Here is a 26,204-nt window from a genome sequence, read left to right on the forward strand (position 1 = left end):
GCATCTCCGATCTCGATGCGCACGCGTGTGACAGGGGGGAATCTGGGGAGGTAGAAGGCCACGAACACCCCCGAGCAACTCCCCTGTCCGGCTAAGTGACTGACTGGTAGGTTTCGCGGTATGGAGTCCCCCAAGCACGCCGGTGACATCGCGGTCGCCGTCTCCAAGGCCTACGGCATCGAAACCATGTTCACCCTGTCCGGCGGGCACGTCTTCCCGCTCTACGACGGGGCGGTGCACGAAGGCGTGTCCATCCTCGACGTGCGGCACGAGCAGAGCGCGGTCTTCGCCGCCGAGGCCACCGCCCGGCTGACCCGCAAGCCCGGCCTGGCCGTGCTCACCGCGGGACCCGGCGTCACCAACGGCGTCAGCGGCGTGGCCACCGCGCACTTCAACGGCTCCCCCGTCGTCGTCATGGGAGGGCGGGCCCCCCGGTCCCGCTGGGGCTCCGGAGCGCTGCAGGAGATGGACCACCCGCCGCTGCTCGCGCCGGTCACCAAGCTCGCCTTCACCGGCTCGGGCGCCGACTCCGTCGGGCAGGACGTCGAGATGGCCTTCCGCACGGCCATCGCCCCGCACCGGGGCCCGGTCTTCCTCGACTTCCACATGGACGACCTGTTCGCCCCGGCGGCCGAGCACCACACCGAGACGCTCACCCCCTCGCCGCTCGAACCCGACGCGGGCGCCCTCGCGCAGATCGCCAGGCTGCTCGCCGAGGCCGAGCGGCCGATCCTGGTGCTCGGCTCCGACGTGTGGATGGACCGCGCCGAGGAGGTCGCCCGGAGCTTCGCCGAGGAGTACCGCCTGCCGGTCATCCCCAACGGCCAGGGCCGCGGCATCCTGCCCGCCGGGCACGAGCTGCTGGTCAACCGCGCCCGGGGCCTGGCCTTCTCCCAGGCCGACCTGGTGATCGTGGCGGGCACCCCGCTGGACTTCCGGCTCGGCTACGGCTGGTTCGGCGGCAAGGAGGGCGCGCCGCTCGCCAAGGTGGTGCACCTGACCGACGCGCCGTCGCAGGTCGCCACGCACATGAAACCCGTCGGGGCCGCCGCCGGCGACCTGTCCCTGGTCTTCTGGGGCCTGAACTCGGCGTGCGCCGAGGCGGGCGTCTCCCCCAAGACCTACGCCCCGTGGCTGTCGACCCTGGCCGAGGCGTCCAGGGCGGCCATCGCCGGGGACGTCCAGCTGCTGGAGTCCGCCTCCGACCCGATCCACCCGATGCGGATCTACGGTGAGCTGGGCAGGATCCTCGCCGACGACGCCGTGGTGATCGGCGACGGCGGCGACTTCGTCTCCTACGCGGGCAAGTACGTCGAGCCCCGCCAGCCCGGCAACTGGCTCGACCCGGGCCCCTACGGCTGCCTGGGCACCGGCCTGGGCTACGCGATCGCCGCCCGGCTGGCCCGGCCCTCCTCGCAGGTCGTGCTGCTCCTCGGCGACGGCGCGGCCGGTTTCTCGCTGATGGACGTCGACACGCTCGTACGGCACCGCCTGCCGGTCGTGATGATCTGCGGCAACAACGGCATGTGGGGTCTGGAGAAGCACCCCATGCAGATGCTCTACGGCTACGACGTGGCCGCCGAGCTCCAGCCGCAGTGCCGCTACGACCAGGTGGTGACCGCCCTGGGCGGCGGCGGTGAGCTCGTCACCGACCCGTCGCAGATCGGTCCCGCGCTGCGCCGCGCGTTCGACTCCGGCGTGCCGTACATGGTGAACATCGCCACCGACCCGTCCGTCGCCTACCCGCGCACCACCACCGGCGTGTGAGGCCTCCCGCCGGGATGCTCCGGGCCCCTGCGGACCGGGCCTTCCGGCGGGTCAGCCCTTGGTCGCCGCGGGCGTGGGGGTCGGCGTCGAACCGCCGGCGCACGGCACGGCGTCCGCGAGCAGCTCGACCGGGACCCGGGGGTCCAGCATCTCCCCCGCGGAAGGGTGCTGCTGGTAGACGATCCAGCACTTCTGCGCGTCGGACCCGCCGCTGTACTCGGGCCGCGCCTTGAGCCCGGCGGCCTTGAGCTGCTGGAGCGCCGCCGCGAGCGGCAGCTGGGTGACGTTCGGCACCTTCTTCTTCGCCATCGGCGTCGGGGTCGGGGTCGGGGTGCCCTTCGTGGGGGTGGGTTTCGGAGAGGCCTTCGTCGGAGTGGGGGTCGGAGTCGGCTCCGGGCTCTCCTCGGGCTCCGTGGGCGTCGGGTCCGGGACCGGCTGGCTCTGCCTCACGGTGGGCCGGGGAGTCCGCGTCGCGCGCTTCGACGGGCTCTTCGTCGGCTCGGTGTCTGCCGGCTTCGCCGCCGGGCCGGGGGTCGCCCTGGTGTGGTTCACCGGCGGCACCTCGGAACTCGCCGCCATGGTGTTGATCGCCACCGCGACCAGTCCGGCGCAGACCACGACCGCGCCCGCCGAGGCCATGGCCAGCAGCCCGCCCCGGCGCTTGGGCTTCTGCGCACGGCGGCCCCGCCTCCCGGCGGAGAGCTCGGTGGGCGTGCCGGGCGGCGCCGGCGAGGCCGCCTGCCATCCGGCCGTCGGCTGCGCGGCCGCGCTCCAGCCGGTCTCGGGGTACGGACCGTCCTGCCGGGGAGCGGGGCCCTGGCCGGACGGTCCGTGGACGGCTCCGGCCGCCGTCTGCTGAACCGGCGGAAGCGCCGTCGCCCCGGTCTCCGGGCCGGCCATCGACTGCCGCGCGGCGGTGCTCATCGCGGCGGCGCTGGGGAAGCGCCGGGCGGGGTCCTTGGACAGGGCCCGCTCCACCAGGGCCCGGATCGCGGGCGGGATGCGCTCGGGGAGCGGCGGCGGAGCCTCCCGGATGTGCTTGAGCGCGATCGTGACCGGGCTGTCGCCGTCGAAGGGCCGCTGGCCCGCCAGGCACTCGTAGGCGACCACGCCCAGGGCGTAGATGTCCACCGCGGGGGTGACCGGCGCGCCCTCGGCCTGTTCGGGCGCGCAGTAGGAGGCGGTGCCGAGCACCATGCCCGCGTCGGTCAGCCGGCTGGCGGCGTCGGACCTGGCGATGCCGAAGTCGGTGAGCACGAGCGTGCCGTCGGACCGGACCAGCAGGTTTCCGGGCTTGACGTCCCGGTGGACGATGCCCTGGTCGTGGACCGCCTGCAGGGCCGAGGCCGCCTGGGCGATGAGCTCCATCGCGGCGCCGGGGGCGATGCTGCCCAGCCTGCCGAGCAGCCGGTCGAGCGGCTCGCCGTCCACGAACTTCATCACCAGGTATGCCGTCGCCCCCGCGCCGGGCACCTCGTGGACCCCGTAGTCGTAGACGTCGACGACCCCCGGGTGGTTGATCGTCGCCATCGCCCGGGCCTCACCCTGGAACCTCACCAGGAACCCCGGATCGTCGGTGCGGCCCGGAAGCAACACCTTCACGGCGACGGTGCGGGCCAGGACCGTGTCCTCGCCGCGCCACACTTCGCCCATGCCGCCGGCACCGATGCGGGTATCTAAGCGATACCGCCCGGCCAGCGTCGTGCCTTGGGCCACCATGACTACTCCCCCGTAACCCTCTCCACTCCCACCCCAGGGTTCTCCAACAAAGCGGATTTGTATCGCGGCAACGTCACGGCAGCATAACGAAGGCCTGTATGCCGTTTGCCCGCTCGCTGTGGGACGAGCGGCAGCATGACACAAAAGTCCAAACTTTGGGGGTATTTACATATTTTGCCACGTCCAGCCGGACGACCCGGTCCCCAAGGGTGCTCCGTCCCGCCACGACGGGTCCGGCGCCGGTGCCGGTGAGCCCCGCACCCTGCGGCGGAGCGGCCCGCGCGCCTCGCGGGCCGGGTCATCCGTTGAGCGTGCCGTGCTCCACGCACCGGGCCGACCAGCCCAGCGGCGTCACCTGGACCACCATCCGGCGTCGGCAGCGGGAGCAGTAGCGCGGCGGCTCCATCGTCCGCGCGGCGAGGCAGGACGCGTGCTCGCCCGCATCGGCCGGGAGACCGCAGTGATCGCAGTATGAGGTCACGGCTCAGACCCTATGCTGGCGCGCATGACGCTCGCTCCCGGTCTGCGCTCCCGGCTGCTCATCATGGTGGAGAAGGAGGACACCGCCGTGAAGGTCGGCAGCGGCGACGTCCCCGTGCTGGGCACTCCCCGCCTGCTCGCCCTCGCCGAACGCGCCACCGTCCAGGCGGTCGCGGACGTCCTCGGGCCCGGCCAGACCTCCGTGGGCACCCGGGTCGTCCTGGAGCACCTGGCGGCCAGCCCGATCGGCGCCCACGTCGAGATCTCCGCCGAGCTCACCGAGGTCGACGGCCGCCGGCTGGTCTTCGCCTTCACCGCCCGCGACGGGCGGGCGACCGTCGCGACGGGGACGATCGAGCGCGTGGTCGTCGACCGCGAGCGCTTCCTCGCCAAGCACGCCCGCTGACCGCGCCCGCCGCACCCCGGCCGGCCGCCTCCCGCACGGCGCGGCTCCGGCCGGGGACTACTCGATGACGGCGATGAGATCGCCCTCCTGGATGACGTCCCCCTCGGCCACCTTGAGCTGTGCCACCACACCGTCGTCCTCCGCGATGACCGGGATCTCCATCTTCATCGACTCCAGGATGACCAGGGTGTCGCCGTCCTCCACGGCGTCGCCCTCCTTGACGAGCACCTTCCAGACGTTCGCCACCATCTCCGCGCGTACTTCAGCCACCGGGAACTCCCATCACTGTCACTGTCAACGATCGCGCCCGCTCCGGCCTCCGCCGGAGTGGGGACGGGTCATGCCGCGCCGTACGCGCCCGCTCCTCCGTGCCCGGCCCGCCGCCCGCACCTTCCAACTGTGCCAGAACGATCAGGCCCTCATGCGGGACACCAGTCCGGTGTCGTAGTCGCCGGAGACGAACTCGGGGTGCTCCAGCAGCTCGGCGCAGAACGGCAGGTTGTTCTTGGGGCCCTCGACCAGGAAGCCCGCCACCGCCTTGCGGGCGCGCTCCAGGGCCTCGTCCCGCGTCCGGCCGAAGACGCACAGCTTGGCCATGAGCGGGTCGTAGAACGGCGTGACCGTGTTGCCGGCGGCGTAGCCGGAGTCGATCCGCACGCCCTCCCCGGACGGCTCCTCCCACACGTCGATCCTGCCGGGCCCGGGGAAGAACCGCTTGGGGTCCTCGGCGTAGACCCGGAACTCGATCGCGTGCCCGGCGGGGGCCACCCGCAGGTCCACCGCCTCGCCCGCGGCGATCCGCAGCTGCTGCTCCACCAGGTCCACGCCGGTGACCAGCTCGGTGACGGGGTGCTCGACCTGGAGCCTGGTGTTCATCTCCAGGAACACGAAGTCCTGCGCGTCCGCGTCGACCAGGCACTCCACGGTCCCGGCGCCCAGGTAGCCGACGGCCTCGCCCGCCCGCACGGCCGCGGCCAGCATGCGCTCGCGCAGCTCCGGGGTGATGCCGGGGGACGGGGTCTCCTCCACGACCTTCTGGTGGCGGCGCTGCACCGAGCAGTCCCGCTCGCCCAGCGCGACGACCCTGCCGTCCGGCAGACCGAGGATCTGCACCTCGACGTGGCGGGCGCGCTCGATGTAGCGCTCGAGCAGGATCGCGGGACCGCCCCCGGCTCCGCCGAACCGCGCCGCGGCGCGCGCGGCGGTCTCGAAGGCCTTGGCCAGCCCCGCCTCGTCGTGGGCGACGCCCATCCCGATGCCGCCGCCGCCACCGGCCGCCTTGACCATGACCGGGTAGCCGATCCCGGCCGCGGCGGCCACGGCCTGCTCGAGATCGGCGACCGGCTCCCTGGTCCCGGCCGCGACGGGCACGCCCGCGGCCTCCATCAGGTTGCGGGCGTTGATCTTGTCACCCATCCGCTCGATCGCCTCGGGCGAGGGGCCGATCCAGACCAGCCCCGCGTCGATCACGGCACGCGCGAAGTCCGCGTTCTCGGAGAAGAAGCCGTATCCGGGGTGGACCGCCTGCGCGCCGGAGGCGCGGGCGGCCTCGATCACCTTGCCCCCGTCGAGGTAGCTCTGCGCGGGATTGGCGGGACCCAACAGGATCGCCTCGTCGGCCTCCTGCACGAACGGCAGGTCCGCGTCGGCCTCGGAGTACACCGCGATGGCCCTCGCCCCCATGCGGCGGACCGTGCGGATGACGCGCCGGGCGATTTCGCCTCGGTTCGCGACCAGGACAGACTCGAACACGTAGTGGCCCCTTTCGACCGCTCCACCCTATGGCCGAGATCTCGGCACAGCCTTTCGCCCGACGCCACTGATCACAGCGGCGCGAACTGTAGGAAACTTACAATGCTCGGGGCGGGAAACCCCGGTGCGACAAGCCGTGAGAGCCCACCTCGTGAGCGGATCAGTAGCGGGCGAGACGCCCGGTGACCCGCGCCAGCGCCTCGACGACGGCCGGGTCGTACTCCACTCCGGAGCCGAGGCGGAGCCGTTCCAGCGCGGCCCCCGCCCGGTCCCGGTCGGTGGAGCCGCCGACCAGGTCGTCGTAGGCGTTGGCGGCCTTGATGATGCGGCTCGACAGCGGCGGCGCCGTGCCGCAGGGCTCGCACTGGCGGCGGACGATCTCCGCCACCCGGTCCAGCACCCCCGTCTGACGGATCACCTCGGCGCCCAGCTCGGCGATGCGGCGCGCCTGCTCCGGATCGGTGAGCACGGTCGCGCCGCCGGGGATCGGGTCGCGGAGCGAGAGCTGGCCGATGTCGTGCATGAGCGCGGCGTACTCCAGCTCCAGCAGTTCGGGCTCCGCCATGCCCAGCTCCCGCCCGGCGGCGACCGACAGGCGGCTCACCCGGCGCGAGTGTCCCGGCTCGACGTAGCCGGCCACCTCGGTCACCTGCGAGAGCGCCCGCACGGTCTGCAGGTAGGTGGCCCGGATCCCCGCGTACTTGCGGAAGGCCACCTGGGTCACCAGCAGCGGAGCGGCGAAGACCAGCAGCGCGGCCATGTCCATGCTGTGCGAGGCGAGCGCCAGCAGGACGCCGGAGGCCGCCACCGCGGTGCCCAGCGGGGCGGCCATCCGCAGCTCGTCGCGGACGGCCACCGCGAACGCGGCACGCACCTGCTCCGCCCGCAGGACGGCCGCCAGCAACACGTCCACCAGCACCGTCACCAGGATCAACGCGGTCATCACGCCCAGCGCCGGCGTCCAGCTCCCGCCGGGCGGGAGGGTCGTCAGGTGGAGCGGCTCGGCCAGCGGGCGGTAGGCGATGGCCAGCAGGGAGCCGGTGAGGAGCCTGCGGGCCAGCGCGTCGAGCTGCGGCGGGCGCCCGACCGCCAGGTGCGGCAGCGCCCCGGCCACCATCCCGACCGCCGTCACCGCGACGACCTGCAGGGCGGGATGCTCCGCCCGGGTGGTCCCCACGTCCAGCAGCAGGGTGTAGCCGAGCGCCGCGGCGGCTCCGATCGGAGCCACCTCCCGGTTGCCCGGCATGGTGAGCCTGGCCAGTTCCCCCGCCGCGATCAGCGCGCCGAACCCGATGGCGAACTCGGCCTGGACCAGCCCCACCGCCGCCGTGTACGCCACGCCCGCCAGCGCCATCAGGCCCGCCGCGGAGATGAGCAGGACCTGCCCGGAGTCGAGCCGCCGGAACGCCCGCGCGGCCGTGAGGGCGGCCGTGCCCGTCATCGCTCGGTCCCCGTGGTCACGTCCGACACCACCTGGATCGGGGCGGTCGGGTCGTCGTGGTCCTTGGTGGTGGTCTCCGCCGCGTCCGCCGGCGGGGCCGCCACCTTGCACGGCGGTTCCCACCCCTGGCGGTCCAGGGCGCGCAGGAAGGCGTTCACCATGACCGGGTCGAACTGGGCGCCCGCCCCCTTGCGCAGCTCCTCCGTGGCGACCTCGACCGACCGCGCGTTGCGGTAGGAGCGGTCGGAGGTCATCGCGTCGAAGGCGTCGGCCACCGCGATGATCCGGGCGAACTCCGGGATCTCGTCGCCGGCCAGCCCCATCGGGTAGCCCCTGCCGTCCTGCCGCTCGTGGTGGTGCATGATCCCGGCGAAGGCCTCGTCCAGGAAGTCGATGCCCCGCACGATCTCCAGTCCCCGCATCGGGTGGAGCTGGATGGCGGCGAACTCCTCCTCGGTGAGCGGCCCCTCCTTCTGCAGCACCTTCGTCGGCACGCCCAGCTTGCCCACGTCGTGGAGCATCCCGGCGTAGCGGATCGCGCGCAGCCGCTCCGAGCCCATCCCGATCTCCTCGGCGATCATCCCGGAGGCCCGGGAGACGCGGGTGCAGTGTCCGCGGGTGTAGTAGTCCTTCGTCTCCACCGCCTGGCAGAGCGCGGCGATCGTGGCGTCGTAGGAGCGCTGCTGGGCGAGGTACTGGCCGAAGGCCCAGCGGGCGACGAACAGCGGGATCAGCACCAGCACCGCCGCGATCGAGTTGACCGTCGTCCAGAGCCCGGCGATCAGCAGCCCGAAGGTGGCGTATCCCAGGTAGGAGACCATGAACTGGGCCAGACCGCGCAGCGGGACCTGGTCGGCCTGGCCGGTCGCCGCCAGGACCAGCGCGATCAGCACGAAGTTCAGCGGCACGAACACCGCCGCCGCGCCCGCGAACGGCACGATCAGGTCGCTGAACGCGATGCCCCCCACCCCCGGCACCCCGGCGGGCCGGCCGAGCAGGCTCTCGTAGACCCAGCCCGCGACGTGACCGCAGATCGCGAACTGCGCGCCGTTGAACAGCCGCTTCACCAGCGGCAGCCCCGGGCGCACGCTGAGCACGGCCGTCATGCCGACGAGCGCCGCGCCCTCGGGACCCGTCAGCACCACCGCGGCGAGCGCGGCCGAGAAACTGACCGAGACCGCGGCCTGCCTGACGCTGAGCAGCGTCGGCATCGACTCGCACACCAGGAACAGCAGGGCCAGCACCAGCAGGGTGGACCATTCGAGCTGCTCGATCCTGCCGTTCCCGGCCAGACCGTGGACGAGCAGCCCGAAGGCCGTCCCGATCACGGCGACAAGGTAGACCTTGGCAAACCATGGCAGTCCACGCAATGCGGCCACCCTAGGGGTCCTACGGGCGCGTGTTCAGGTCCAGGAGATCCCCGGGTGCGCCCGGCTGACCGTTTCCTTCGACATGCGCTGCCTCCACGTTGATTTCGCGTCTCAGGCTACAGAAGCGAATCAGATCCGGCAGGACGGACCGGTAATCGCAAGCAAAGCGTAACCAACCCAGCACGAGGAGTTGGCCGACGGAGCCGGCCCGGGTGCCGTGCGCCGTCATCCCTGCCGGGCTGCGGAGCGGCTCATCGCCCATTCGACGGTGCGCTTCAAACCGGTCGCCAGATCCGTCCGGGGCCGCCAGCCGAGCGCCTCGGTCGCGGGGGCGGGGTCGACCGCCATCGCCGGCAGGTCTCCCAGCCGTGCGGGCGCGCTCCCCGGCTCGTCGGCCGCCCCGGCCGCCGTCGCGACCAGGGTGTGCAGCTCCCGGTCGGTGGTCTGCACCCCGGTGCCCAGGTTGAACCGGCCGCCGCCGCCCGCCGCCCCGCACGCGCGGGCGAAACCGTCCACCACGTCGTCGACGTAGACGTAGTCGCGCGTCTGCGTGCCGTCGCCGTAGACCACGGTGGGGGCCCCGTTGAGCAGCGCGTCGGTGAAGATCGCGACCACCCCGGCCTCGCCCTCGGGCGACTGGCGGGGACCGTAGACGTTGGAGAGCACCAGGGTGGTGTAGTCGATGCCGTGCAGCGCCTTGAAGGTCGCGAGATAGACCTCCGCGCTCAGCTTCGAGGCGGCGTACGGCGAACGCGGGTCGGTCGCGGCGTCCCCGGGGACCGGGATGACCGCGGGACGGCCGTACACCGCGACGGAGGAGGCGAAGACGACCTTGCGCGTGCCGCCCCGGCGGGCGGCGGACAGGACCGCGGCGGTGCCCTCCACGTTGAGCCGGGCGTCGCGGACCGGGTCCGCCACGCTCTTGCGCACGCTGATCTGCGCGGCGAGGTGGCAGACCACCTCCGGCCGGAAGTCGGCGGCCAGACCGGCCAGCGCGGGGTCGAGGATGTCCATCTCGTGCAGGCTGAAGCGCGGGTCCCCCTCCGCTCCGGCCAGGTTGCGCCGGCTCCCCGAGGACAGGTCGTCCACGACCCCGACCTCGTGGCCGTCCGCCAGCAACCGGTCCACCAGGTTCGACCCGATGAACCCGGCCCCTCCGGTGACGAGCACCCGCATGCCGACCCCCGTTCTCGTTGCCTGGCCGCGACCGGGCTCCCGCGGGACCCTCACCCCTTCCGGGGAGGGCTCACCCGCGTGCCCGCGCGGCCGCCGTCGTACGAGAGATCCTAGGGGTCAGGTCGCCAGCTCGCCGCGGACCTGATCGATCCGGTCGCGGATCCTGGCGCGCAGGTCCTCGGGCGCCGCGTCGCAGCCGCAGTGCCTGGCCACCAGCTGCTTGACCACCTGGTCCAGGCCGTACTCCCGCAGGCAGGGGCCGCACTCGTCCAGGTGCTGCCGGATGTCGGCGCAGTCGCCCTCGTCGAGCTCGCCGTCGAGGTAGGTGTAGACCTTGTCCAGGACCTCGCGGCAGTCCGTGTCGTGGTGGTTTCCACAGCTCACTTTGCACCCTCCGCAGGAACCAGGCCACGCTCCCGGGCGTAGTCCTCGAGTTGCGTCCGCAGCTGACGGCGGCCACGGTGGAGCCGCGACATCACGGTCCCGATGGGGGTCCCCATGATCTCGGCGATCTCCTTGTAGGGGAAGCCCTCCACGTCGGCGAGGTAGACCGCGATCCGGAAGTCCTCCGGGAGCGCCGCCAGCGCGTCCTTGACGTCGCTGTCCGGCAGGTGGTCGAGCGCCTCGATCTCGGCGGACTTCAGTCCCGTCGAGGTGTGCGACTCCGCCCTCGCCAGCTGCCAGTCCTCGATCTCCTCGGTGCCGGCCTGCTTGGGCTCCCGCTGCTTCTTGCGGTAGCTGTTGATGAAGGTGTTGGTGAGGATGCGGTAGAGCCACGCCTTGAGGTTCGTGCCCTCCTGGAACTGATGGAAGGAGGCGAAGGCCTTGGCGAAGGTCTCCTGGAGGAGGTCCTCCGCATCCGCGGGATTCCTGGTCATCCGGAGCGCGGCGGAGTAGAGCTGGTCGAGGTAGGGCATCACGTCCCGCTCGAACCGCTCGCTCCGCTGTTCCAGAGTCTCCGCATCTGTCGCAGGGACCGGACCCACCCCCTTAAGATCTCCGGAGTCCGGCTCACGCGGGACACCGTACTGAGCGGAGGATACCCGCTCGCCACGGAAAGCCCGGTCACCGGGGCGGACGACGGGTTCGATCAACGCGAGCATTCGCTTGCCAACCTCCCGGAAGGGTGTGCGCCGTTCGTTGGCAACACGCCCGTCCGGCCGTCTGTTCCCTCAAGATGGAAGGTGACGAACAACCCGGTACGGGGAAAAACATACGTACCGGCAGGTAGCTTCAGACCACCGGAACCCCGACGCCAGGAGCCGCTTGTGCTGCCCATCCCGGCCGAAGAGCTGAACGGCTCAGGAACGCTCGGGCCGTACTGGACCTTTTACCGCGCGGTCGTCGCCGAGCAGCTGAACCGCTGGCTCCCCCGGAGCCCCTCCGTCGTCCTCGACCTCTCCCGCGGCCAGGGCCGCTGGTCCGCGCAGGCCGCCCGGGCCGGGCACCGGGTGATCGAGGTGGTCGACTTCCGCCGGGCGGTGGCGGTGGAGGGCCAGCCCGTCCTGCGCGACGCCGAGCGGGTCCGCCAGGTCCGCTCCGACGACCTGCGCTTCCTCCCCGACGGCAGCGTCGACGCCGTGCTCGCCGAGGACCGGTCGATGTCCCTGGAGCTCATGGCCGAGTCCGCGATCGCCGACGTCGCCCGGGTGCTGCGCCCCGGCGGGCGGGCGCTCGTCTGCGTCGACTCCCTGGTGCTGGGGATGGCGATCCTCGCCGAGCAGAACTACTGGGCCCACCTGCGCCAGACCAGCGAGGTCATGCTCGTGCCCTGGCCCGACGGGAGCATCACCCGCTGCTTCAGCAGCGCCCAGCTGCGCGAGCTGCTCACCGACGCCGGGCTGGAGGTCGAGTGGATACGGCCCCGCACGGTGCTGTCCCCCTCGACGGTCGACCACGTCCTCGCGGCCGACTCCCGCGCGCTGAACTGGCTGGTCCGCACCGAGCTGGAGGCCCACCCGGACGACGACGACACCGTGGGCATCCACCTGGTCGCCAGCGCCCGGCGGGTCTGAGGCCCGGCGGCCCCGCCGGGCCGGTGGTGGACGGCCGATCGGCGGGGCGGGCCGGCGACGGACCGCGGGCCTGCGACGGCAGGGAGGTCGGCGACGGCCGGGAGATCCACGACGACCGGAAGGTCAGCGGCGGCGTTCTCTGCGGGACTGGCACTGCACGCACCGGGAGGCCTCGGGGCGCGCCTCCAGCCTGCCCTCCGGCACCGGCCGGCCGCAGTCCACGCACAGGCCGTAGCACCCGTCGTCGATCCGCCTGAGCGCTTCCAGGATCGAACGGCGGTGCCGGGTGGCCACCTCCAGCATGGCCTGGTTGCGGTCCGCGTCGACCAGGTCGGACCCGGCGTCCGCCGCCGAGCGGTCGCGCAGGCCCGCGGGGTCCCCCCGCAGGATTCCGATGGAGCGGTCGAGCTCGCTGAGCATGCTCTCCAGGCGCACACGCGCGGTCGCGTCGTTCACGGACCCGCACCTCCGGGACGTGGGGGCGGCCTTCGGCGGGATTCCCCGGATCTCCCGCCGGGCACGAGGGGTGGGCTCCCCCGGCGTCCCCGGACCGCGTCGCCGCGGGGGTTCGGCCGGAGGATTCGCTTTCCTCACCGGATGCCCGCTCCGCACGCTTCTTACACCGGCCACCAGCCGTTTTCCCGGACGGCCCCGGCGCTCCCCCTCACTCCTCCGGCAGCGCCTCGATCAGCTCGGGCCCGTTGTTGCGGACCGAGTTCACCGCGGTGGAGACGGGATGGGCCACCAGCCCCGTCGAGCCGGCCGGGATGAGGAACCCCTGCGTGTCGGGCACCCCGGGATCGAGCCACTCGCCCCACCGGTCGCGCTCGATCAGCATCGGCATGCGGTCGTGCACCCTGCCCGCCGCGTCGACGGCGGAGGTGGTGATGATGGTGCACGTCACGAGCCAGGCGTCCGGGTCGTCGTCGGGCCGGCCCCGGTCGCGCCAGAACTCGTACAGCCCCGCCATCGCCATGATCCCGCCGTCCGCCGGCCGGATGTAGTGGGGCTGCTTCTTCGGCCTGCCCCTGGCGTCGGTCTCCTCCAGCACGGCCCACTCGTAGTAGCCGTCGGCCGGGACCAGGCACCGGCGCTCCTTGAACGCCCTGCGGAACGAGGGCTTCTCCGTCACGGTCTCCACCCGCGCGTTGATCATCTTGGAGCCGATCGCCGGGTCCTTCGCCCAGGACGGGACCAGCCCCCAGCGCATGACGCGGAGCTGGCGCACCGCCCGGCCGCCCTCGGCGTCGCCCTTCGGTGCCCGGCTGAGCACGGTGTAGACCGGTTTGGTCGGCGCGACGTTGTAGTCGGGCCGGAGCTCGGAGCCGTCGGCCCCGTCGACCTCGACCTCGAACTCCTCCAGCAGCTGCTGCTTACCCCGCGCAGACGCGAATCTCCCGCACATGTCCCCACTCTGCCACCTCCCTCCGCCTCCCGGGCGTCCCCTCCGCCACTCCGGCCCCTCCTCCCGCCACCCCTCCACCGCTCCGGCCCCTCCTCCCGCGGCCCCGCGTCCGACACCCCCGCTCCGCCGCCCACGGCGTTTCCCGCCCGGCGGGCCGGTCTCGGTAGGCTCATCACATGTCGTCCGCTCCGCTGTGGCCCGCCCCGACCGCGACCGAACCCGTCCACGCGACCGTCCCGGTGCCGGGATCGAAGTCCGTGACCAACCGCGCGCTGCTGCTCGCCGCGCTGGCCGACGGCCCCGGCACCGTACGGCTGGCGCTGCGCAGCCGCGACTCCGATCTGATGGCCGACGCCCTGCGCGCGCTCGGCACCACGATGACCTCTTCCAACGAGGGTGGCTCCAGCCTCGACTGGGCGGTCGTCCCCGGGCCGGTCACCGCCGGGGGGCGGATCGACGTGGGCCTCGCCGGCACCGTGATGCGCTTCGTGCCGCCGATGGCCGCGCTGGCCGACGGCGAGGTCTCCTTCGACGGCGACCCGCACGCGCGCAAGCGCCCGATGGGCGTGATCCTGGCCGCGCTGCGCGCCCTGGGCGCGCAGGTCACCGGAGACGCGCTGCCGTTCACCGTGCGGGGACCGCTGACCGGCGGGGAGGTCGTGCTCGACGCGTCCGGCTCCTCGCAGTTCCTCTCCGGTCTGCTGCTGGTCGCCGCCCGGTTCCCCAAGGGGGTGACGGTCCGGCACTCCGGACCGCCCATCCCGTCGCAGCCGCACATCCGGATGACGCTCCAGATGCTCCGCGAGCGCGGTGTGCACGTCGACGACTCCGAGCCGGACGTCTGGCGGGTCGAGCCCGGCCCGATCCGGGCCACCGACTTCACCGTGGAGCCCGACCTGTCCAACGCGGCGCCGTTCCTGTCGGCCGCGATGGTCGCCGGCGGCACGGTCGTCATCCCCGGCTGGCCCGCCGAGACGACGCAGCCCGGCGACCAGCTCCGCGGGCTCCTGGCCGGCATGGGCGCGTCCGTCGCGTTCACCGCCGACGGGCTGGCGGTCACCGGCACCGGCCGGATCTCCGGCATCGACGCCGACCTGCGCGACGTCGCCGAGCTGACCCCGACGATCGCCGCCCTGGCGGCCCTGGCCGACTCCCCCAGCCGGATCCGGGGCGTCGCGCACATCCGCGGGCACGAGACCGACCGGCTGGCCGCGCTGGTCGCCGAGATCAACGCGCTGGGCGGTGACGCGAACGAGACCGACGACGGGCTGGAGATCCGGCCCCGCCCGCTCACCGGCGGGGTGTTCCACTCCTACGCCGACCACCGCATGGCCACGGCCGGCGCGGTGATCGGCCTGGCCGTACCCGGGGTGCTGGTGGAGGACATCGCCACCACGGGCAAGACCCTGCCGGAGTTCGCCTCGATGTGGGCGCGGATGTTGGGAGGCGACCGCTGAGGAAGCGGCAGTACGACGAGGACGACGTCAGGGTCCGGCCGGGCAAGGGCTCCCGGCCCCGGACCCGGCTCCGTCCCGCGCACGAGGACGCGGTCGAGGGGTTCGTCGTGGCGGTCGACCGGGGCCGCTACACGTGCCTGGTCACCGCGGGAGCTCCCGCCGGCGAGAAGCGGCGCCGCGCGAAGGACCGGGCCTCGGGCGCCGGGGACGGCGGCCGGCTCGTCGTCGCGATGAAGGCCCGCGAGCTGGGCCGCAAGGGGATCGTGGTCGGCGACCGGGTCTCGCTGGTCGGCGACGTCTCCGGCGCGCCCGACACGCTGGCCCGCGTCGTCCGGGTGGAGCCGCGCGTCTCGATGCTCCGCCGTTCCGCCGACGACACCGAGGACACCGACGGCATCGAGCGTCCCGTGGTCGCCAACGCCGACCAGCTCGTGATCGTCACGGCGCTGGCGGACCCGCCGCCGCGGCCCCGCATGATCGACCGGATGCTCGTGGCGGCCTTCGACGCCGACATCGAGCCCCTGCTCTGCCTCACCAAGTCCGACCTCGCGGCGCCCGAGGAGCTCGTCTCGCTGTACGCACCGCTCGGCGTGCCGTACGTCGTGGTCGGCAAGGGCGGGACGCTCGACGAGGTCCGGGAGCGGCTGCGCGACCGCATCAGCGTGCTCGTCGGGCACTCGGGGGTCGGCAAGTCGACACTGGTGAACGCCCTGGTACCGGGGGCCGACCGGGCCGTCTCGCACGTCAACGCGGTGACCGGCCGGGGCCGGCACACCTCCACCTCGGCCGTGGCCCTGGCGCTCCCGGACGGCGGCTGGATCATCGACACCCCGGGGGTGCGGAGCTTCGGGCTGGCCCACGTCTCGGTCGAGACCGTGCTGGCGGGCTTCCCGGACCTGGTCGAGGGCACGGTCGAGTGCCCCAAGGGCTGCAACCACCTGGGCGAGGAGTGCGCCCTGGACGGGTGGACGGCGGCCGGCCGCGCCGACCCCGCCCGGCTCGTCTCGCTCCGCCGCCTCCTCGCCAGCCGGGAGGGCGCCCCCGACGACGACCGGCGGCCGGACACCCCCTGACGGCGCCCCGGGTCCGGTGTCCCGGCGTCCGGCGTCCCGGCGTCCGGCGTCCCGGCCTCAGCGGTTGGGACGCAGGGTCCAGGCGACGGTCATCTCCGCGACGGGGGTGCCGTCGGCGGTCCTGATGCCGACGGCGACGTCGAACTCGGGTCGGCGGCCGGCGTCGAGCAGGGCCACGGCCTCCTCCCGGTCCGCCTGGAGCCGGGCCTCGGCCACGACCTCGCCCATCGCGAGTTTCACGTAGCGGATCGCCGCGTTCGCGGCCAGCGGGGTCGCCCGCGAGAGCTGGTCGCCGAAGGCCGAGAGCATCGCGGCGCCCGAGGCGGACTCGGCCAGGGTGAACAGGGCGCCGGCGTGCGGGCCGCCCAGGTGGTTGTGCAGGTCGGACCGGTCCGGCATCCGGCAGACCGCGAGGCCCGGCTCCACCTTCTCGAACGCGATGTCCAGCGTCCGGGCGAACGGCACGCTCTGCAACATGAAGGCACCCACGTCAAAGGTCATGCCCTCGATGCTACTCGCGGGTAACAAAAGTTCCAACGGGTGCCGCGCCCGGATCCACGCCGTCCAGGGCGTCCGCATGCCCGGAGAAGCCGGCACGCCGCACCGCCGGACGGGGCCTCCGTACGGCCGCACCGCCGGGGAAGCGGGCACGCCGCACCGCCCGGAGGCGTCCGTACGGCCGCACCGCCGGAAAAGGCAGCCGGCGCGCCGCGGTGCCGAGGGCCCGGTCCGCTCCCGCCCTCCCGAACACGCACCGCCCCTCCTGTACGGCACGCCGACGCGATAGCGTTGCCCCCCGTGACGGGTTACAACGACGACCTCCGCCTCGCCCACGTCATGGCCGACGCCGCCGACGACATGACCATGCGCCGGTTCAGGGCCGTGGACCTGCGGGTCGAGACCAAGCCCGACCTGACCCCGGTGAGCGACGCCGACCGCGCGGTCGAGGAGGCGATCCGGAACACGCTCCGGCGCGCCCGCCCCCATGACGCGATCGTCGGCGAGGAGTTCGGCACCACCGGCCACGGCGCGCGCTCGTGGATCGTCGACCCGATCGACGGCACCAAGAACTACGTGCGCGGCGTGCCCGTCTGGGCCACGCTCATCGCCCTGATGGACCAGGGCCGCGTCGTCGTCGGACTGGTCTCCGCCCCGGCGCTCGGCCGCCGCTGGTGGGCCGCCCGCGACGGTGGCGCGTGGACCGGCAGGAGCCTGGCCGAGGCCACCCCCTGCCGGGTCTCCTCCGTCACCCGTCTGGAGGACGCCTCCTTCTCCTACTCCAGCCTCGGCGGCTGGGAGGAGGCCGGCAGGCTCGACCGCTTCCTCGACCTGAACCGCTCCGTCTGGCGCAGCCGCGCCTACGGCGACTTCTGGTCCCACGTGATGGTCGCCGAGGGTGCGGTGGACCTGTCCGCCGAGCCCGAACTCTCCCCCTGGGACATCGCGGCGCTGACCGTGATCGTCGAGGAGGCCGGCGGCACCTGGACCGACCTGTCCGGTGTCCCCGGACTGGACGGCGGGAGCCTGGTCTGCACCAACGGCTCCCTGCACGGCGAGGTCCTCGAGCGTCTCGGCGGCGGCCCGCTCACCCCGCCGGCCTGAGCCGCCCGCCCGATCCGCTCCTCCGGCACCGCCGGTCCGATCCCACCCGCCCGATCCACCCCTCCGGCACCGCCGGTCCACGTCCGCCGGTCCGGGTGCACCCGACCGCCCGCTCCGCCTTCCGGTCGTGACCCGGCGCCCTCGGGCGCCGGGTTCCCCTGTCACGCCCCGGAGTTCCCCTGCCACGTTCCAAGGGCGCGAATCCCCATGTGAGAGCCATGGAGATCACCCGGAACGGTATTCACACGGCAATGCTCACGTCTTCCGGCCACGGTCACTGGTCGTTTCACTTCCGTTCACTTTCGCTCGCTTTCATCGGAGCCATCGAGAACGGATCTCACTACGGAGAAGGAACATAACCGTGACCAGTGGACAGCGCCGCCTCAGCGCGGTGGCGACGGCCGCGCTCGTCGTTTCCCTCGCGGCGGCCTGCGGCGGCGACGCCAAGCCCACCAGCGAAGGCACCTCTGCCGCCGCCGCCCCGGGCGAGTCCCAGGGCGCCGCGCTGAGCGGTGAGGTCAAGACCGACGGCTCCAGCACCGTGGCGCCCCTCACCCAGGCGGCCTCCGAGCTGTTCGGCGAGGAGCAGCCGCAGGTCAAGGTGCCGGTCGGCAGCTCCGGCACCGGCGGCGGCTTCGAGAAGTTCTGCAACGGCGAGACGGACATCTCCAACGCCTCCCGCCCGATCAAGGACGAGGAGAAGGCGGCCTGCGAGGCCAAGGGCATCAAGTTCACCGAGCTCACGGTGGCCACCGACGCCCTGACCGTGGTCGTCTCCAAGGAGAACGACTGGGCCACCTGCCTGACCACCGACCAGCTCAAGAAGATGTGGGAGCCGGCGGCCGAGGGCAAGGTCAAGACCTGGAAGGACGTCGACCCCAAGTTCCCCGCCGAGGAGCTCAAGCTCTACGGTCCGGGCACCGACTCCGGCACGTTCGACTACTTCACCGACGAGATCAACGGTGAGGAGGGCGCGAGCCGCAAGGACTACAGCCCTTCGGAGAACGACAACGACATCGTCACCGGCGTCTCCGGCGCCAAGGGCGGCCTGGGCTACTTCGGCTTCACCTACTTCGAGGAGAACGCCGACAAGCTGAAGGCCCTCGAGATCGACTCCGGCAGCGGCTGCGTCGCCCCGAGCGTCGAGGCCGCCCAGGGCGGCAAGTACGCCCCGCTGGCCCGCCCGCTGTTCGTCTACCCGTCGGCCGCCGCGGTGAAGCGGCCCGAGGTCGCGGCGTTCCTCGACTACTACGTGGCGAACATCGGCACGATCGCCAAGGACGCCAAGTTCATCCCGCTCAACCCCGAGCAGGAGGCCAAGCTCAAGTCCGACCTCGACTCCCTGAAGAGCCAGGGCTGATGTCGGCACAGCACCGTACGACCGCGCCAAGGACCTCCGGGTCCCTGGCGCGGTCGCGCCCGCGTTACGGCGAGTTCGCCGTCAAGGTCGTCCTGCTGCTGGCGGCCCTGGTCTCGGTGGTGACCACCGTCGGCATCGTGGTGGCCCTGCTGGAGCCGACCATCGAGTTCTTCTCCGAGGTCAGCCTGGGCGAGTTCTTCGGCTCGACCACCTGGGGACCGCTGTTCAACCCGCCGGCGTTCGGAGTCTGGCCGATCATCGTCGCCACGCTCGAGATCACGCTGATCGCGATCGTGGTCGCCGTGCCGCTCGGCCTGGCCGCCGCGATCTACCTGTCGGAGTACGCCACCCCGCGCGTCCGCAAGGTTCTCAAGCCGGTCCTGGAGGTCCTGGCCGGCGTGCCCACCGTGGTCTTCGGATTCTTCGCCCTCACCTTCGTCACCCCGCTACTGCAGGACGTGTTCCCGTTCCTGGACCTGGACGGCAAGAACGCGCTCAGCGCCGGCCTCCTGGTCGGCGTGATGATCATCCCGATCGTCGCGTCGCTCTCGGAGGACTCGATGGCCGCGGTCCCGAACGGCCTGCGGGAGGGCTCCTACGCCCTCGGCGCCTCCAAGATGATCACCTCGGTGCGGGTCGTCGTCCCGGCCGCCTTCTCCGGCATCGTCGCCGCGATCATCCTGGCGGTCTCCCGGGCCGCGGGCGAGACGATGATCGTCGCGATCGCGGGCGGCTTCAAGTCCGTCTTCACCCTCAACCCGGCGAACGAGATGGCCACGATGGCGGCGTTCATCGCGCAGGCCGGCTCGGGTGACGCGTCGGTCGGCTCCACCGCCTACAAGACCATCTTCGCGGTGGGCTCGCTGCTGTTCATCATGACCTTCGCCATGAACTACCTCAGTGCCCGCATGGTCCAGAAGTATCGCGAGGTCTACGACTGATGGCCATCCTCTCCACGCCGCGCTCCGCCGTGCAGCTCGCGAGCAAGGGGCGCCCGCTCAGGGAGCACCTGTTCCGCATCGCGCTGCTGGCCAGTCTGGCCATCGCCATCGCCTTCCTGGCGATGCTGATCGTCTACGTGGTCGAGGAGGGCTGGCCCCGGCTCGACTCGACGCTCTGGGAGAACCAGCCCTCGATCCGCCGTCCGGAGACCGCCGGCATCCAGTCCGGGATCTTCGGCACCCTCTGGATCATCGGCCTGACCGCGCTGATGGCGCTGCCCACCGGGATCCTGGCCGCGATCTACCTGGAGGAGTACGCGGACAAGACCAAGTGGTACAACCGGCTGATCGAGCTGAACATCTCCAACCTGGCCGCGGTGCCCTCGATCGTCTACGGCATCCTCGGCCTCGGCATGATCGCCCGCTGGATGCAGTTCGGCTTCACCGTCATGACCGGTGCGCTCACCGTCTCGCTGCTGGTGCTGCCCATCGTGATCATCTCCGCCCGTGAGGCCATCCGCGCGGTGCCCCCGTCGATCCGCGAGGGTTCGCTGGCACTCGGGGCGACCCAGTGGCAGACCATCTACCGGCAGGTCCTCCCGGCGTCCGTCCCCGGCATCGCGACCGGCTCGATCCTGGCGCTCTCCCGCGCGATCGGCGAGGCCGCGCCGTTCCTGATGCTCGGCGCCGCGACGCTGGTCCGGTTCAACCCGGAGGGCGTCTGGAGCACCTTCACCGTGCTGCCGCTGCAGATCTACAGCTTCATCGCCCGTCCGCAGGAGGAGTTCGCCATCCTCGCGGCCGCCGCGATCGTGATCCTCCTCGCGATCCTGCTGCTGATGAACTCCGTCGCCATCTGGCTCCGTAACCGCTACCAGAAGCGCTGGTGAGAAACGCAATGTCTGATGTCCGCAACCCCCTGCCGACCGGAACCGCTGTGCCCCGCGATCCCATGCCGACTTCTGGGACCGTTGAGATCGGAGTCTCCGTGCCGAACGTCTCCGTGCGGGGCCCCGAGGTCCCCCGCACCATCGAAGCCCTCGACCCCGTCTTCACCGTCTCCGGCCTCAGCGTCTTCTACGGCGACTACGAGGCGGTCCGCGGCGTCGACATGACCATCGGCAACCGCGAGATCACGGCCATGATCGGCCCGTCCGGCTGCGGCAAGAGCACCGTGCTGCGCTGCTTCAACCGGATGAACGACCTCATCCCCGGAGCCCGCGCGGCCGGCAAGATCCTCTACCACGACGAGGACCTGTACGGCGACCACGTCGACCCGATCGAGGTCCGCCGCCGGATCGGCATGGTCTTCCAGAAGCCGAACCCCTTCCCCAAGTCGATCTACGACAACATCGCCTACGGCCCGAAGGTCAACGGTGTGAAGGGGAAGATGGACGACATCGTCGAGGAGGCGCTGACCAAGGCCGCCCTCTGGGACGAGGTCAAGGACAAGATCAAGCAGAACGCGCTCTCCCTGTCCGGCGGTCAGCAGCAGCGTCTGTGCATCGCCCGGGCCATCGCGGTCAAGCCCGACGTGATCCTGATGGACGAGCCCTGCTCGGCCCTCGACCCGATCGCGACCACCAAGATCGAAGACCTGATGCAGGAGCTGACGCGCGATTACACGATCGTCATCGTCACCCACAACATGCAGCAGGCGGCCCGCGTCTCCGACCGCACGGCCTTCTTCACCGCCGAGGTGGACGCCGACGGCGTACGTCACGGCCGCCTGGTGGAGTTCGACGAGACCAGCCGCATCTTCACCAACCCGAGCGACAAGCGGACCGAGGACTACATCACCGGCCGCTTCGGCTGAACCACATACCCCTACTTGGAGGATCCGGGTGATCCAGCCGCAGACGGCACCCGAAGTGGACGGGGACACACGGACCGCGCCCATGCTGCTGGTGGCCGATCCGGAGTCGGCCCTGGTCGAGGAGCTCGCCGTGACCCTCGAACGCGAGGGCGTGGAGGTCCTGGGCGTCTCCGACGGCGCCCAGGCCCTGTTGCAGGCCGGGGCGCTCCGGCCCGACGTCGTGCTCGTCAGCGCCTCGCTGCCCGTCATCGGCGCGGTGGAGTTCATCCGCGCCGTACGGCTGACGCGGGCCGTGCCCGTCCTGCTCGGTGCGGGCGAGGGCCACGCCGAGCAGGCCGTCCAGGCGCTCACGGCCGGCGCCACCGCCTGCGTGGCCAGGCCGTACCGGGTGCCCGAGCTCCTTCCTCTCGTGCAGGCCGCGATCGAGGGCGACTCGGGGATCCGCCGCACGCTCGTGGTCGGCAACGTGGAACTCGACGTCAACGCCTACCAGGTGAGGGTCGACGGCAGACTCGTCCACCTGCCGCTGCGCGAGTTCGAACTGCTGCACTACCTGATGCGCAACGCGCACCGCACGGTCACCCGCGAGCAGATCATGCGGCACGTGTGGAACTCCACCGACACCACCTCGACCAACACCATCGCGGTGCACGTCAAGCGGTTGCGCGCCCGGCTCGGGGACAACGACGACCGGCTCATCCAGACGGTGCGCGGTGTGGGATACCGCCTGGTCGAGCGCGGCTGACCGCGCCTTCGCCGGCGTCCTCCCTCCGGACCGGCAGGAGGACGCCGGCAGGGGAACCCGAGAGCCGACGCGGCCGGGAATTCCAGAGAACACCGGGCAGGCGCCGGAGAACACCGCGGGAGGAACCGCCTGCGCCGCGCCGCCCGAAGCGATCGGACGACTCACGCCAACCGGTCGATCGAAACAACCCGGCTTCATGGCCGTGAAATATTCCAATCACCTCCGATCGACGCGGGAAATCACCCGGATACTCCCACTACCGGCGCACTTCAAAAGAAGCGCCATCAGCCCTTGACCGAAACCTGGCGCTAATTCGTTGAAGCCTCGCGGCCAGTGCGAGATGTTTATTCGCGACAACGAGCGGTCAGCCGGACACGGCTTACAGCAGGAGTCTCCAGAAGTTCCCCGTTTCGTTTCCATGGAGGAAGCAACATGATCCGTCGTATTCTCGCAGGTGCGGCCATCGCCGGGATCGCCGCTTTCGCGGGCCTGGCCACGGCCGGTGTCGCGTCGGCCGGTGACTGGGACGACAGGCAGCGTCCCGACTTCACCTACGTCGACGACAGCAACCACAACGAGATCCTGAACGACCTCATCGACCTCGCCCTTCTCGGCATCATCGACAACTGAGCCTCTCCCTTAGAGGCGATGACGCACGCCCGGCTTCCCATGCCGGGCGGTGCCGTTCGGAGATGATTCGCCTCCGGGCCATCCTGGCCGGCCGGAACAGCCCGGTGTGAATTATCTCGGAAACGGCGCGGAAGCCCCTGACGTGAGAGTCGTCTGGCCAACGACACTCACCCGTCAGGGGCTTTTTGCCGTTCCCGGCGTCTTTTCCCGCGTTTCTCCGCGCTCCGGGTCTTCCCGATTCCTCCCGTTCTCGCCGTCGTCGCCGCCACCGGCCCGCCGGTCGCCTCCGCGGCATTCCTCCCCGCCGCGGAACGCGGACAGCATCCGCTCGGCCGTACCTTCGACCCTGAGCACGCCCGTGCCCATGCTCCCGTTGTCCTCGGTGAGCACCGCCACGGCGTAGTCGTGCCCGCGCCCTCTGATCAACCCCGCGCTCACGACCACCCAGCGCCCGTTCGACACGCGCCGCAGCCAGCCGTTCTTGAGCGCCACCCGGTCCCCGGCGCACGCCGCCGCGCTGATCCCCCAGCTCTGCTCGGGGATCACCTCCCCCATCAACCGGAGCACCTGCCCGCGGTCGGCCGCCGCCAGCGGGCTCGTCTCCGTGACCAGCGCCGCGAGCAGCCGGAGCTGGTCCTCCGCGGTGGTCCGGGTGATCCCCCAGCAGTAGAGGTCGACGCACCGGCCGGGCGGCGCGTAGGTGCGTTCGAGACCGAACCTCCGGTTCGCCTCGGCCAGCCCCGTCTCCAGGCCGATGCGCTCGTACAGCCGGTCCGCCGCGTCGTTGTCGCTGAGGCGGATCATCCGGTCGGCGTCGCGCCGCGCCGCCGCGCCCAGTTCCCGCCAGGGCGTCCGGAGCAGCAGCGCCATCAGGATGTCGACCTTGGAGGTGCTGGCGGTCGGCAGCTGCAGGTCCGCGTGGTAGTGGTAGGCCCTGCCGGTGGCCAGATCCCGCACGGCGGCCGTGACGTCGCCGCCGTGCGCTCCCAGGAAGCGGTCCAGCGTGCGGGTGAGCTCGGTTGCGGGGACGGGCGGCCCCGGCGGCGCGGCGGGGGCGCCGCCGGGCGGCGCCGGCCAGACGACGGCGGGCGGCGGCCCCGCTCGCGGCTGCCCCACGCCCCGGGAGGCGGCCCGCTGGGACACGCATCCGCAGACCAGCGCGGGCACCAGTACTGCCACGGCCACGGCGGACGGACATCGCGGGCGCGTCATCGCCCTCACCGCCTTCCCCATGAAGCCACAAATCGGACTTATCCCATTAATGCGGCATATGAGGATGGGTGAGAAGGGCGCCTGCCGAATGGAGGCGGTTTCCTGGAACGGCGGACCGGTGAGCTACCTAGCCTTGACGCCCCTCGGCGATTAGCCGGAGTACGGCCTCGTCGTCGCAGCTCTCCCAGAACCCGCCGACCACGTCCTCCAGATGCGCCAGCGAGTCCGCCCGGAACAGCACGTCCTGGTACTTCGTGATGTCGTAGTGGGTGGTGCCCATGGCCGCGAGGTCCAGCGGGCGGATGTCCATCCCCCGGAACTCCTCGATCTCGCCGTAGGACGACAGGATGCCCGCGCCGTACGCCCGCAGCTCGCCGTCGTCGGTCATCACCCCGAACTCCAGCGTGAACCAGAAGACCTTCGAGACGAACTCCAGCGCCTCGTCGCTCTCGACCCGGCGCGCCGCCTGCCCGGCCAGCCGGTAGAGCGCCGCGTAGCGGTCGGAGGCGAGCGCGTTGGCGTGCCCGATGACCTCGTGGATCACGTCGGGTTCGGGGGTGTACAGCGGCGTGGAGTGATGGCGGATGTACTGCGTCGAGTGGAAGAGCCCGTCCGCCAGGACCCCGTAGAAGTCCCGGAGCGGGACGAGGCCGGCCGCCGGGATGTACCGGAACCCGGTGAGGGGCTCCAGCAGGTCGCCCACCTCCTGGAGCTGCGGGATGCGGTCACCCGGCAGCCCCAGCCGCGTCACCGCCCGCTGGTATTCGGCCGTGGCGTACTTCCGGTGCTTGAGCGCCAGCTCCCGGCTGACGATCGCCCACACCTCGTGCTCCTGCTCGGTGTACTCGGCCGTCGGGATGGGCGTGCCGGGCACGTAGCCGACGGCGAGCGCCGCGATGGCGTTGCGACGAGCCCGGTAGACGGGGTCCGCGAAGCCGGGATGACTCGCGGCGAGCTGGACCTCGACCGTGCCGTCGTCGTTGGCCGCCACCGGCGCGAAGTACTGTGCTTCCTCGAACATGAATGAAATGACAGCAATTCTCGGATTCGCTGGCAAGAGCGAGCATTAAAAGTGGGCGATCTGCGCAAGATCGCCTGGTCATGTCTGGTTCTGACTGGTCATATCGCCTAGTCTGGCGACATGGTCATCGACGAGCTGGACAGCCGACTCCTGGTGACCATGCGCGCCCATCCGCGGATCGGGCTCACCGAGCTCGCCCGCCTGCTCGGCGTGGCCCGCGGCACCGTGCAGGCACGGGTGGAGAAGCTCACCGCACGCGGCGTCATCGCCGACTTCGGCCCCACCGTCACCCCCGAGGGCATCGGCTACCCGATCCTGGCCTTCGTCTCCCTGCAGATCGCCCAGGGCCGGCTGGCCGAGGCCGTGCGGGCGCTGCGGGCCCTGCCCGAGATCCTCGAGGTGTACGGCACCAGCGGCCAGTCCGACCTGCTCTGCCGCGTGGTGGCACGGAGCACTCCGGACCTGCAGGAGATCATCGCCCGTGTCCTGGCCTCCCCCGCCGTGCAGCGCACCGACACCACGGTCGCCCTCTCGGTGCAGATCCCGTTCCGGATCGAACCGCTGCTGCGCATCGCCCCCGAGCCGGACCGCGGGCGGGACCCGGCATAGACGGCTAGGGCCGAACTCAGATACCGCCGGTGGCCTTCCGCCCGCTGAAAGAGTGAAGCTGTCCGGTCCAGCCCCGGAACACCCACCGGCCGGCCCCACACCCCCGCAAAAACAGAAAGGGCCGCCCCGAAGGGCGGCCCTCACTTCAAAGATTGTCCGGCGGCGACCTACTCTCCCACACCCTCCCGAGTGCAGTACCATCGGCGC

At 71.8% G+C, this 26,204-nt stretch carries 27 protein-coding genes; 13 read left to right on the forward strand and 14 right to left on the reverse strand.

Annotated elements, in window-relative coordinates; translation table 11 throughout:
- Positions 1 to 120 precede the first annotated feature (120 nt).
- Positions 121 to 1,767 (forward strand): acetolactate synthase, encoded by a 1,647-nt coding sequence (locus IEZ06_RS30710; RefSeq protein ID WP_189240180.1) that lies wholly within the window; start codon positions 121 to 123, stop codon positions 1,765 to 1,767.
- 51 nt (positions 1,768 to 1,818) lie between these two features.
- On the opposite strand, the gene IEZ06_RS30715 is transcribed toward IEZ06_RS30710, so the two are convergent.
- Positions 1,819 to 3,486, reverse strand: coding sequence for a serine/threonine-protein kinase (locus tag IEZ06_RS30715; protein ID WP_189240181.1), 1,668 nt, complete (start codon positions 3,484 to 3,486; stop codon positions 1,819 to 1,821).
- 298 nt (positions 3,487 to 3,784) lie between these two features.
- Positions 3,785 to 3,967: a biotin synthase auxiliary protein BsaP gene (gene bsaP / locus IEZ06_RS30720; RefSeq protein WP_189240182.1), complete on the reverse strand. Its 183-nt coding sequence runs from the start codon at positions 3,965 to 3,967 to the stop codon at positions 3,785 to 3,787.
- 24 nt (positions 3,968 to 3,991) lie between these two features.
- Here bsaP and IEZ06_RS30725 point away from each other — a divergent pair, with 24 nt between their 5' ends.
- Complete coding sequence (locus IEZ06_RS30725) at positions 3,992 to 4,372, forward strand: thioesterase family protein (protein WP_189240183.1); 381 nt, start codon at positions 3,992 to 3,994, stop codon at positions 4,370 to 4,372.
- 57 nt (positions 4,373 to 4,429) lie between these two features.
- On the opposite strand, the gene IEZ06_RS30730 is transcribed toward IEZ06_RS30725, so the two are convergent.
- The 7 genes from IEZ06_RS30730 to IEZ06_RS30760 form a co-directional block, all read right to left on the reverse strand.
- Complete coding sequence (locus tag IEZ06_RS30730; protein ID WP_189240184.1) at positions 4,430 to 4,642, reverse strand: biotin/lipoyl-binding carrier protein; 213 nt, start codon at positions 4,640 to 4,642, stop codon at positions 4,430 to 4,432.
- Positions 4,643 to 4,783: 141 nt separating this feature from the next.
- Positions 4,784 to 6,124 carry an acetyl-CoA carboxylase biotin carboxylase subunit gene (locus tag IEZ06_RS30735; RefSeq protein WP_189240185.1) on the reverse strand — a complete coding sequence of 447 codons (1,341 nt, stop codon included), beginning with the start codon at positions 6,122 to 6,124 and terminating at the stop codon, positions 4,784 to 4,786.
- A gap of 160 nt (positions 6,125 to 6,284) precedes the next feature.
- The gene (locus IEZ06_RS30740; RefSeq protein ID WP_189240186.1) at positions 6,285 to 7,565 is read right to left on the reverse strand and encodes an HD-GYP domain-containing protein; all 1,281 of its coding nucleotides are present in this window, start codon (positions 7,563 to 7,565) and stop codon (positions 6,285 to 6,287) included.
- Entirely contained in the window at positions 7,562 to 8,890 is a 1,329-nt protein-coding gene (locus tag IEZ06_RS30745; RefSeq protein ID WP_229798940.1) for an HD-GYP domain-containing protein, read from the reverse strand. Before IEZ06_RS30745 ends, IEZ06_RS30740 begins: the two co-directional genes overlap by 4 nt.
- 270 nt (positions 8,891 to 9,160) lie before the next feature.
- Entirely contained in the window at positions 9,161 to 10,111 is a 951-nt protein-coding gene (locus IEZ06_RS30750) for an NAD-dependent epimerase/dehydratase family protein (RefSeq protein WP_189240188.1), read from the reverse strand.
- A gap of 117 nt (positions 10,112 to 10,228) precedes the next feature.
- Positions 10,229 to 10,495: a mycothiol system anti-sigma-R factor gene (gene rsrA, locus IEZ06_RS30755; RefSeq protein ID WP_189240189.1), complete on the reverse strand. Its 267-nt coding sequence runs from the start codon at positions 10,493 to 10,495 to the stop codon at positions 10,229 to 10,231.
- Positions 10,492 to 11,097, reverse strand: coding sequence for a sigma-70 family RNA polymerase sigma factor (locus IEZ06_RS30760; protein ID WP_068897767.1), 606 nt, complete (start codon positions 11,095 to 11,097; stop codon positions 10,492 to 10,494). The genes rsrA and IEZ06_RS30760 overlap by 4 nt, the downstream gene beginning before the upstream one ends.
- Positions 11,098 to 11,379: 282 nt before the next feature.
- Here IEZ06_RS30760 and IEZ06_RS30765 point away from each other — a divergent pair, with 282 nt between their 5' ends.
- The gene (locus IEZ06_RS30765; RefSeq protein ID WP_189240190.1) at positions 11,380 to 12,126 is read left to right on the forward strand and encodes a class I SAM-dependent methyltransferase; all 747 of its coding nucleotides are present in this window, start codon (positions 11,380 to 11,382) and stop codon (positions 12,124 to 12,126) included.
- 123 nt (positions 12,127 to 12,249) lie between these two features.
- Here the strand turns inward: IEZ06_RS30765 and IEZ06_RS30770 are convergent, their stop codons facing one another.
- Complete coding sequence (locus IEZ06_RS30770; RefSeq protein ID WP_189240191.1) at positions 12,250 to 12,582, reverse strand: TraR/DksA family transcriptional regulator; 333 nt, start codon at positions 12,580 to 12,582, stop codon at positions 12,250 to 12,252.
- A gap of 208 nt (positions 12,583 to 12,790) precedes the next feature.
- The gene (locus IEZ06_RS30775) at positions 12,791 to 13,531 is read right to left on the reverse strand and encodes an SOS response-associated peptidase (protein WP_189240192.1); all 741 of its coding nucleotides are present in this window, start codon (positions 13,529 to 13,531) and stop codon (positions 12,791 to 12,793) included.
- A 176-nt stretch (positions 13,532 to 13,707) separates the two neighbouring features.
- On the opposite strand from IEZ06_RS30775, the gene aroA reads away from it, so the two are divergent.
- The gene (gene aroA / locus IEZ06_RS30780; protein WP_189240193.1) at positions 13,708 to 14,988 is read left to right on the forward strand and encodes a 3-phosphoshikimate 1-carboxyvinyltransferase; all 1,281 of its coding nucleotides are present in this window, start codon (positions 13,708 to 13,710) and stop codon (positions 14,986 to 14,988) included.
- A complete protein-coding gene (rsgA, locus tag IEZ06_RS30785) occupies positions 14,985 to 16,061 on the forward strand; it encodes a ribosome small subunit-dependent GTPase A (protein ID WP_189240204.1) in 1,077 nt (358 codons plus the stop codon). Before aroA ends, rsgA begins: the two co-directional genes overlap by 4 nt.
- A 57-nt stretch (positions 16,062 to 16,118) precedes the next feature.
- Here rsgA and IEZ06_RS30790 read toward each other — a convergent pair whose 3' ends face one another.
- Positions 16,119 to 16,562 (reverse strand): DUF4442 domain-containing protein, encoded by a 444-nt coding sequence (locus IEZ06_RS30790; protein WP_189240194.1) that lies wholly within the window; start codon positions 16,560 to 16,562, stop codon positions 16,119 to 16,121.
- Between the two features lie 297 nt (positions 16,563 to 16,859).
- On the opposite strand from IEZ06_RS30790, the gene hisN reads away from it, so the two are divergent.
- The 7 genes from hisN (at position 16,860) to IEZ06_RS30825 (ending at position 23,155) form a co-directional block, all read left to right on the forward strand.
- Positions 16,860 to 17,663, forward strand: a complete 804-nt coding sequence (hisN, locus tag IEZ06_RS30795) for a histidinol-phosphatase (RefSeq protein ID WP_189240195.1) — start codon at positions 16,860 to 16,862, stop codon at positions 17,661 to 17,663.
- 361 nt (positions 17,664 to 18,024) lie between these two features.
- On the forward strand, positions 18,025 to 19,023 hold the full coding sequence (locus IEZ06_RS30800) for a PstS family phosphate ABC transporter substrate-binding protein (RefSeq protein ID WP_203872268.1): 999 nt from the start codon (positions 18,025 to 18,027) through the stop codon (positions 19,021 to 19,023).
- Positions 19,023 to 19,964 carry a phosphate ABC transporter permease subunit PstC gene (gene pstC / locus IEZ06_RS30805; protein ID WP_189240196.1) on the forward strand — a complete coding sequence of 314 codons (942 nt, stop codon included), beginning with the start codon at positions 19,023 to 19,025 and terminating at the stop codon, positions 19,962 to 19,964. The genes IEZ06_RS30800 and pstC overlap by 1 nt, the downstream gene beginning before the upstream one ends.
- Positions 19,964 to 20,854: a phosphate ABC transporter permease PstA gene (pstA, locus tag IEZ06_RS30810; protein WP_189240197.1), complete on the forward strand. Its 891-nt coding sequence runs from the start codon at positions 19,964 to 19,966 to the stop codon at positions 20,852 to 20,854. Before pstC ends, pstA begins: the two co-directional genes overlap by 1 nt.
- An 8-nt stretch (positions 20,855 to 20,862) precedes the next feature.
- Complete coding sequence (gene pstB, locus IEZ06_RS30815; RefSeq protein ID WP_373293965.1) at positions 20,863 to 21,780, forward strand: phosphate ABC transporter ATP-binding protein PstB; 918 nt, start codon at positions 20,863 to 20,865, stop codon at positions 21,778 to 21,780.
- Positions 21,781 to 21,808: 28 nt separating this feature from the next.
- Positions 21,809 to 22,525, forward strand: coding sequence for a response regulator transcription factor (locus IEZ06_RS30820; RefSeq protein WP_189240199.1), 717 nt, complete (start codon positions 21,809 to 21,811; stop codon positions 22,523 to 22,525).
- 432 nt (positions 22,526 to 22,957) lie between these two features.
- Positions 22,958 to 23,155: a hypothetical protein gene (locus IEZ06_RS30825; RefSeq protein ID WP_189240200.1), complete on the forward strand. Its 198-nt coding sequence runs from the start codon at positions 22,958 to 22,960 to the stop codon at positions 23,153 to 23,155.
- 174 nt (positions 23,156 to 23,329) lie between these two features.
- Here IEZ06_RS30825 and IEZ06_RS30830 read toward each other — a convergent pair whose 3' ends face one another.
- Both IEZ06_RS30830 and IEZ06_RS30835 read right to left on the reverse strand, forming a co-directional pair.
- Positions 23,330 to 24,340 carry a serine hydrolase gene (locus IEZ06_RS30830; protein WP_229798939.1) on the reverse strand — a complete coding sequence of 337 codons (1,011 nt, stop codon included), beginning with the start codon at positions 24,338 to 24,340 and terminating at the stop codon, positions 23,330 to 23,332.
- A 154-nt stretch (positions 24,341 to 24,494) separates the two neighbouring features.
- Positions 24,495 to 25,388, reverse strand: coding sequence for a phenylalanine 4-monooxygenase (locus IEZ06_RS30835; RefSeq protein WP_068897779.1), 894 nt, complete (start codon positions 25,386 to 25,388; stop codon positions 24,495 to 24,497).
- A 120-nt stretch (positions 25,389 to 25,508) separates the two neighbouring features.
- Between IEZ06_RS30835 and IEZ06_RS30840 the strand changes: the two genes are divergently transcribed.
- Positions 25,509 to 25,997, forward strand: a complete 489-nt coding sequence (locus IEZ06_RS30840) for an Lrp/AsnC family transcriptional regulator (RefSeq protein WP_189240202.1) — start codon at positions 25,509 to 25,511, stop codon at positions 25,995 to 25,997.
- The last annotated feature ends 207 nt before the right edge of the window (positions 25,998 to 26,204 follow it).

Source organism: Planomonospora antibiotica (assembly GCF_014647955.1).
GTDB lineage: Bacteria > Actinomycetota > Actinomycetes > Streptosporangiales > Streptosporangiaceae > Planomonospora > Planomonospora parontospora.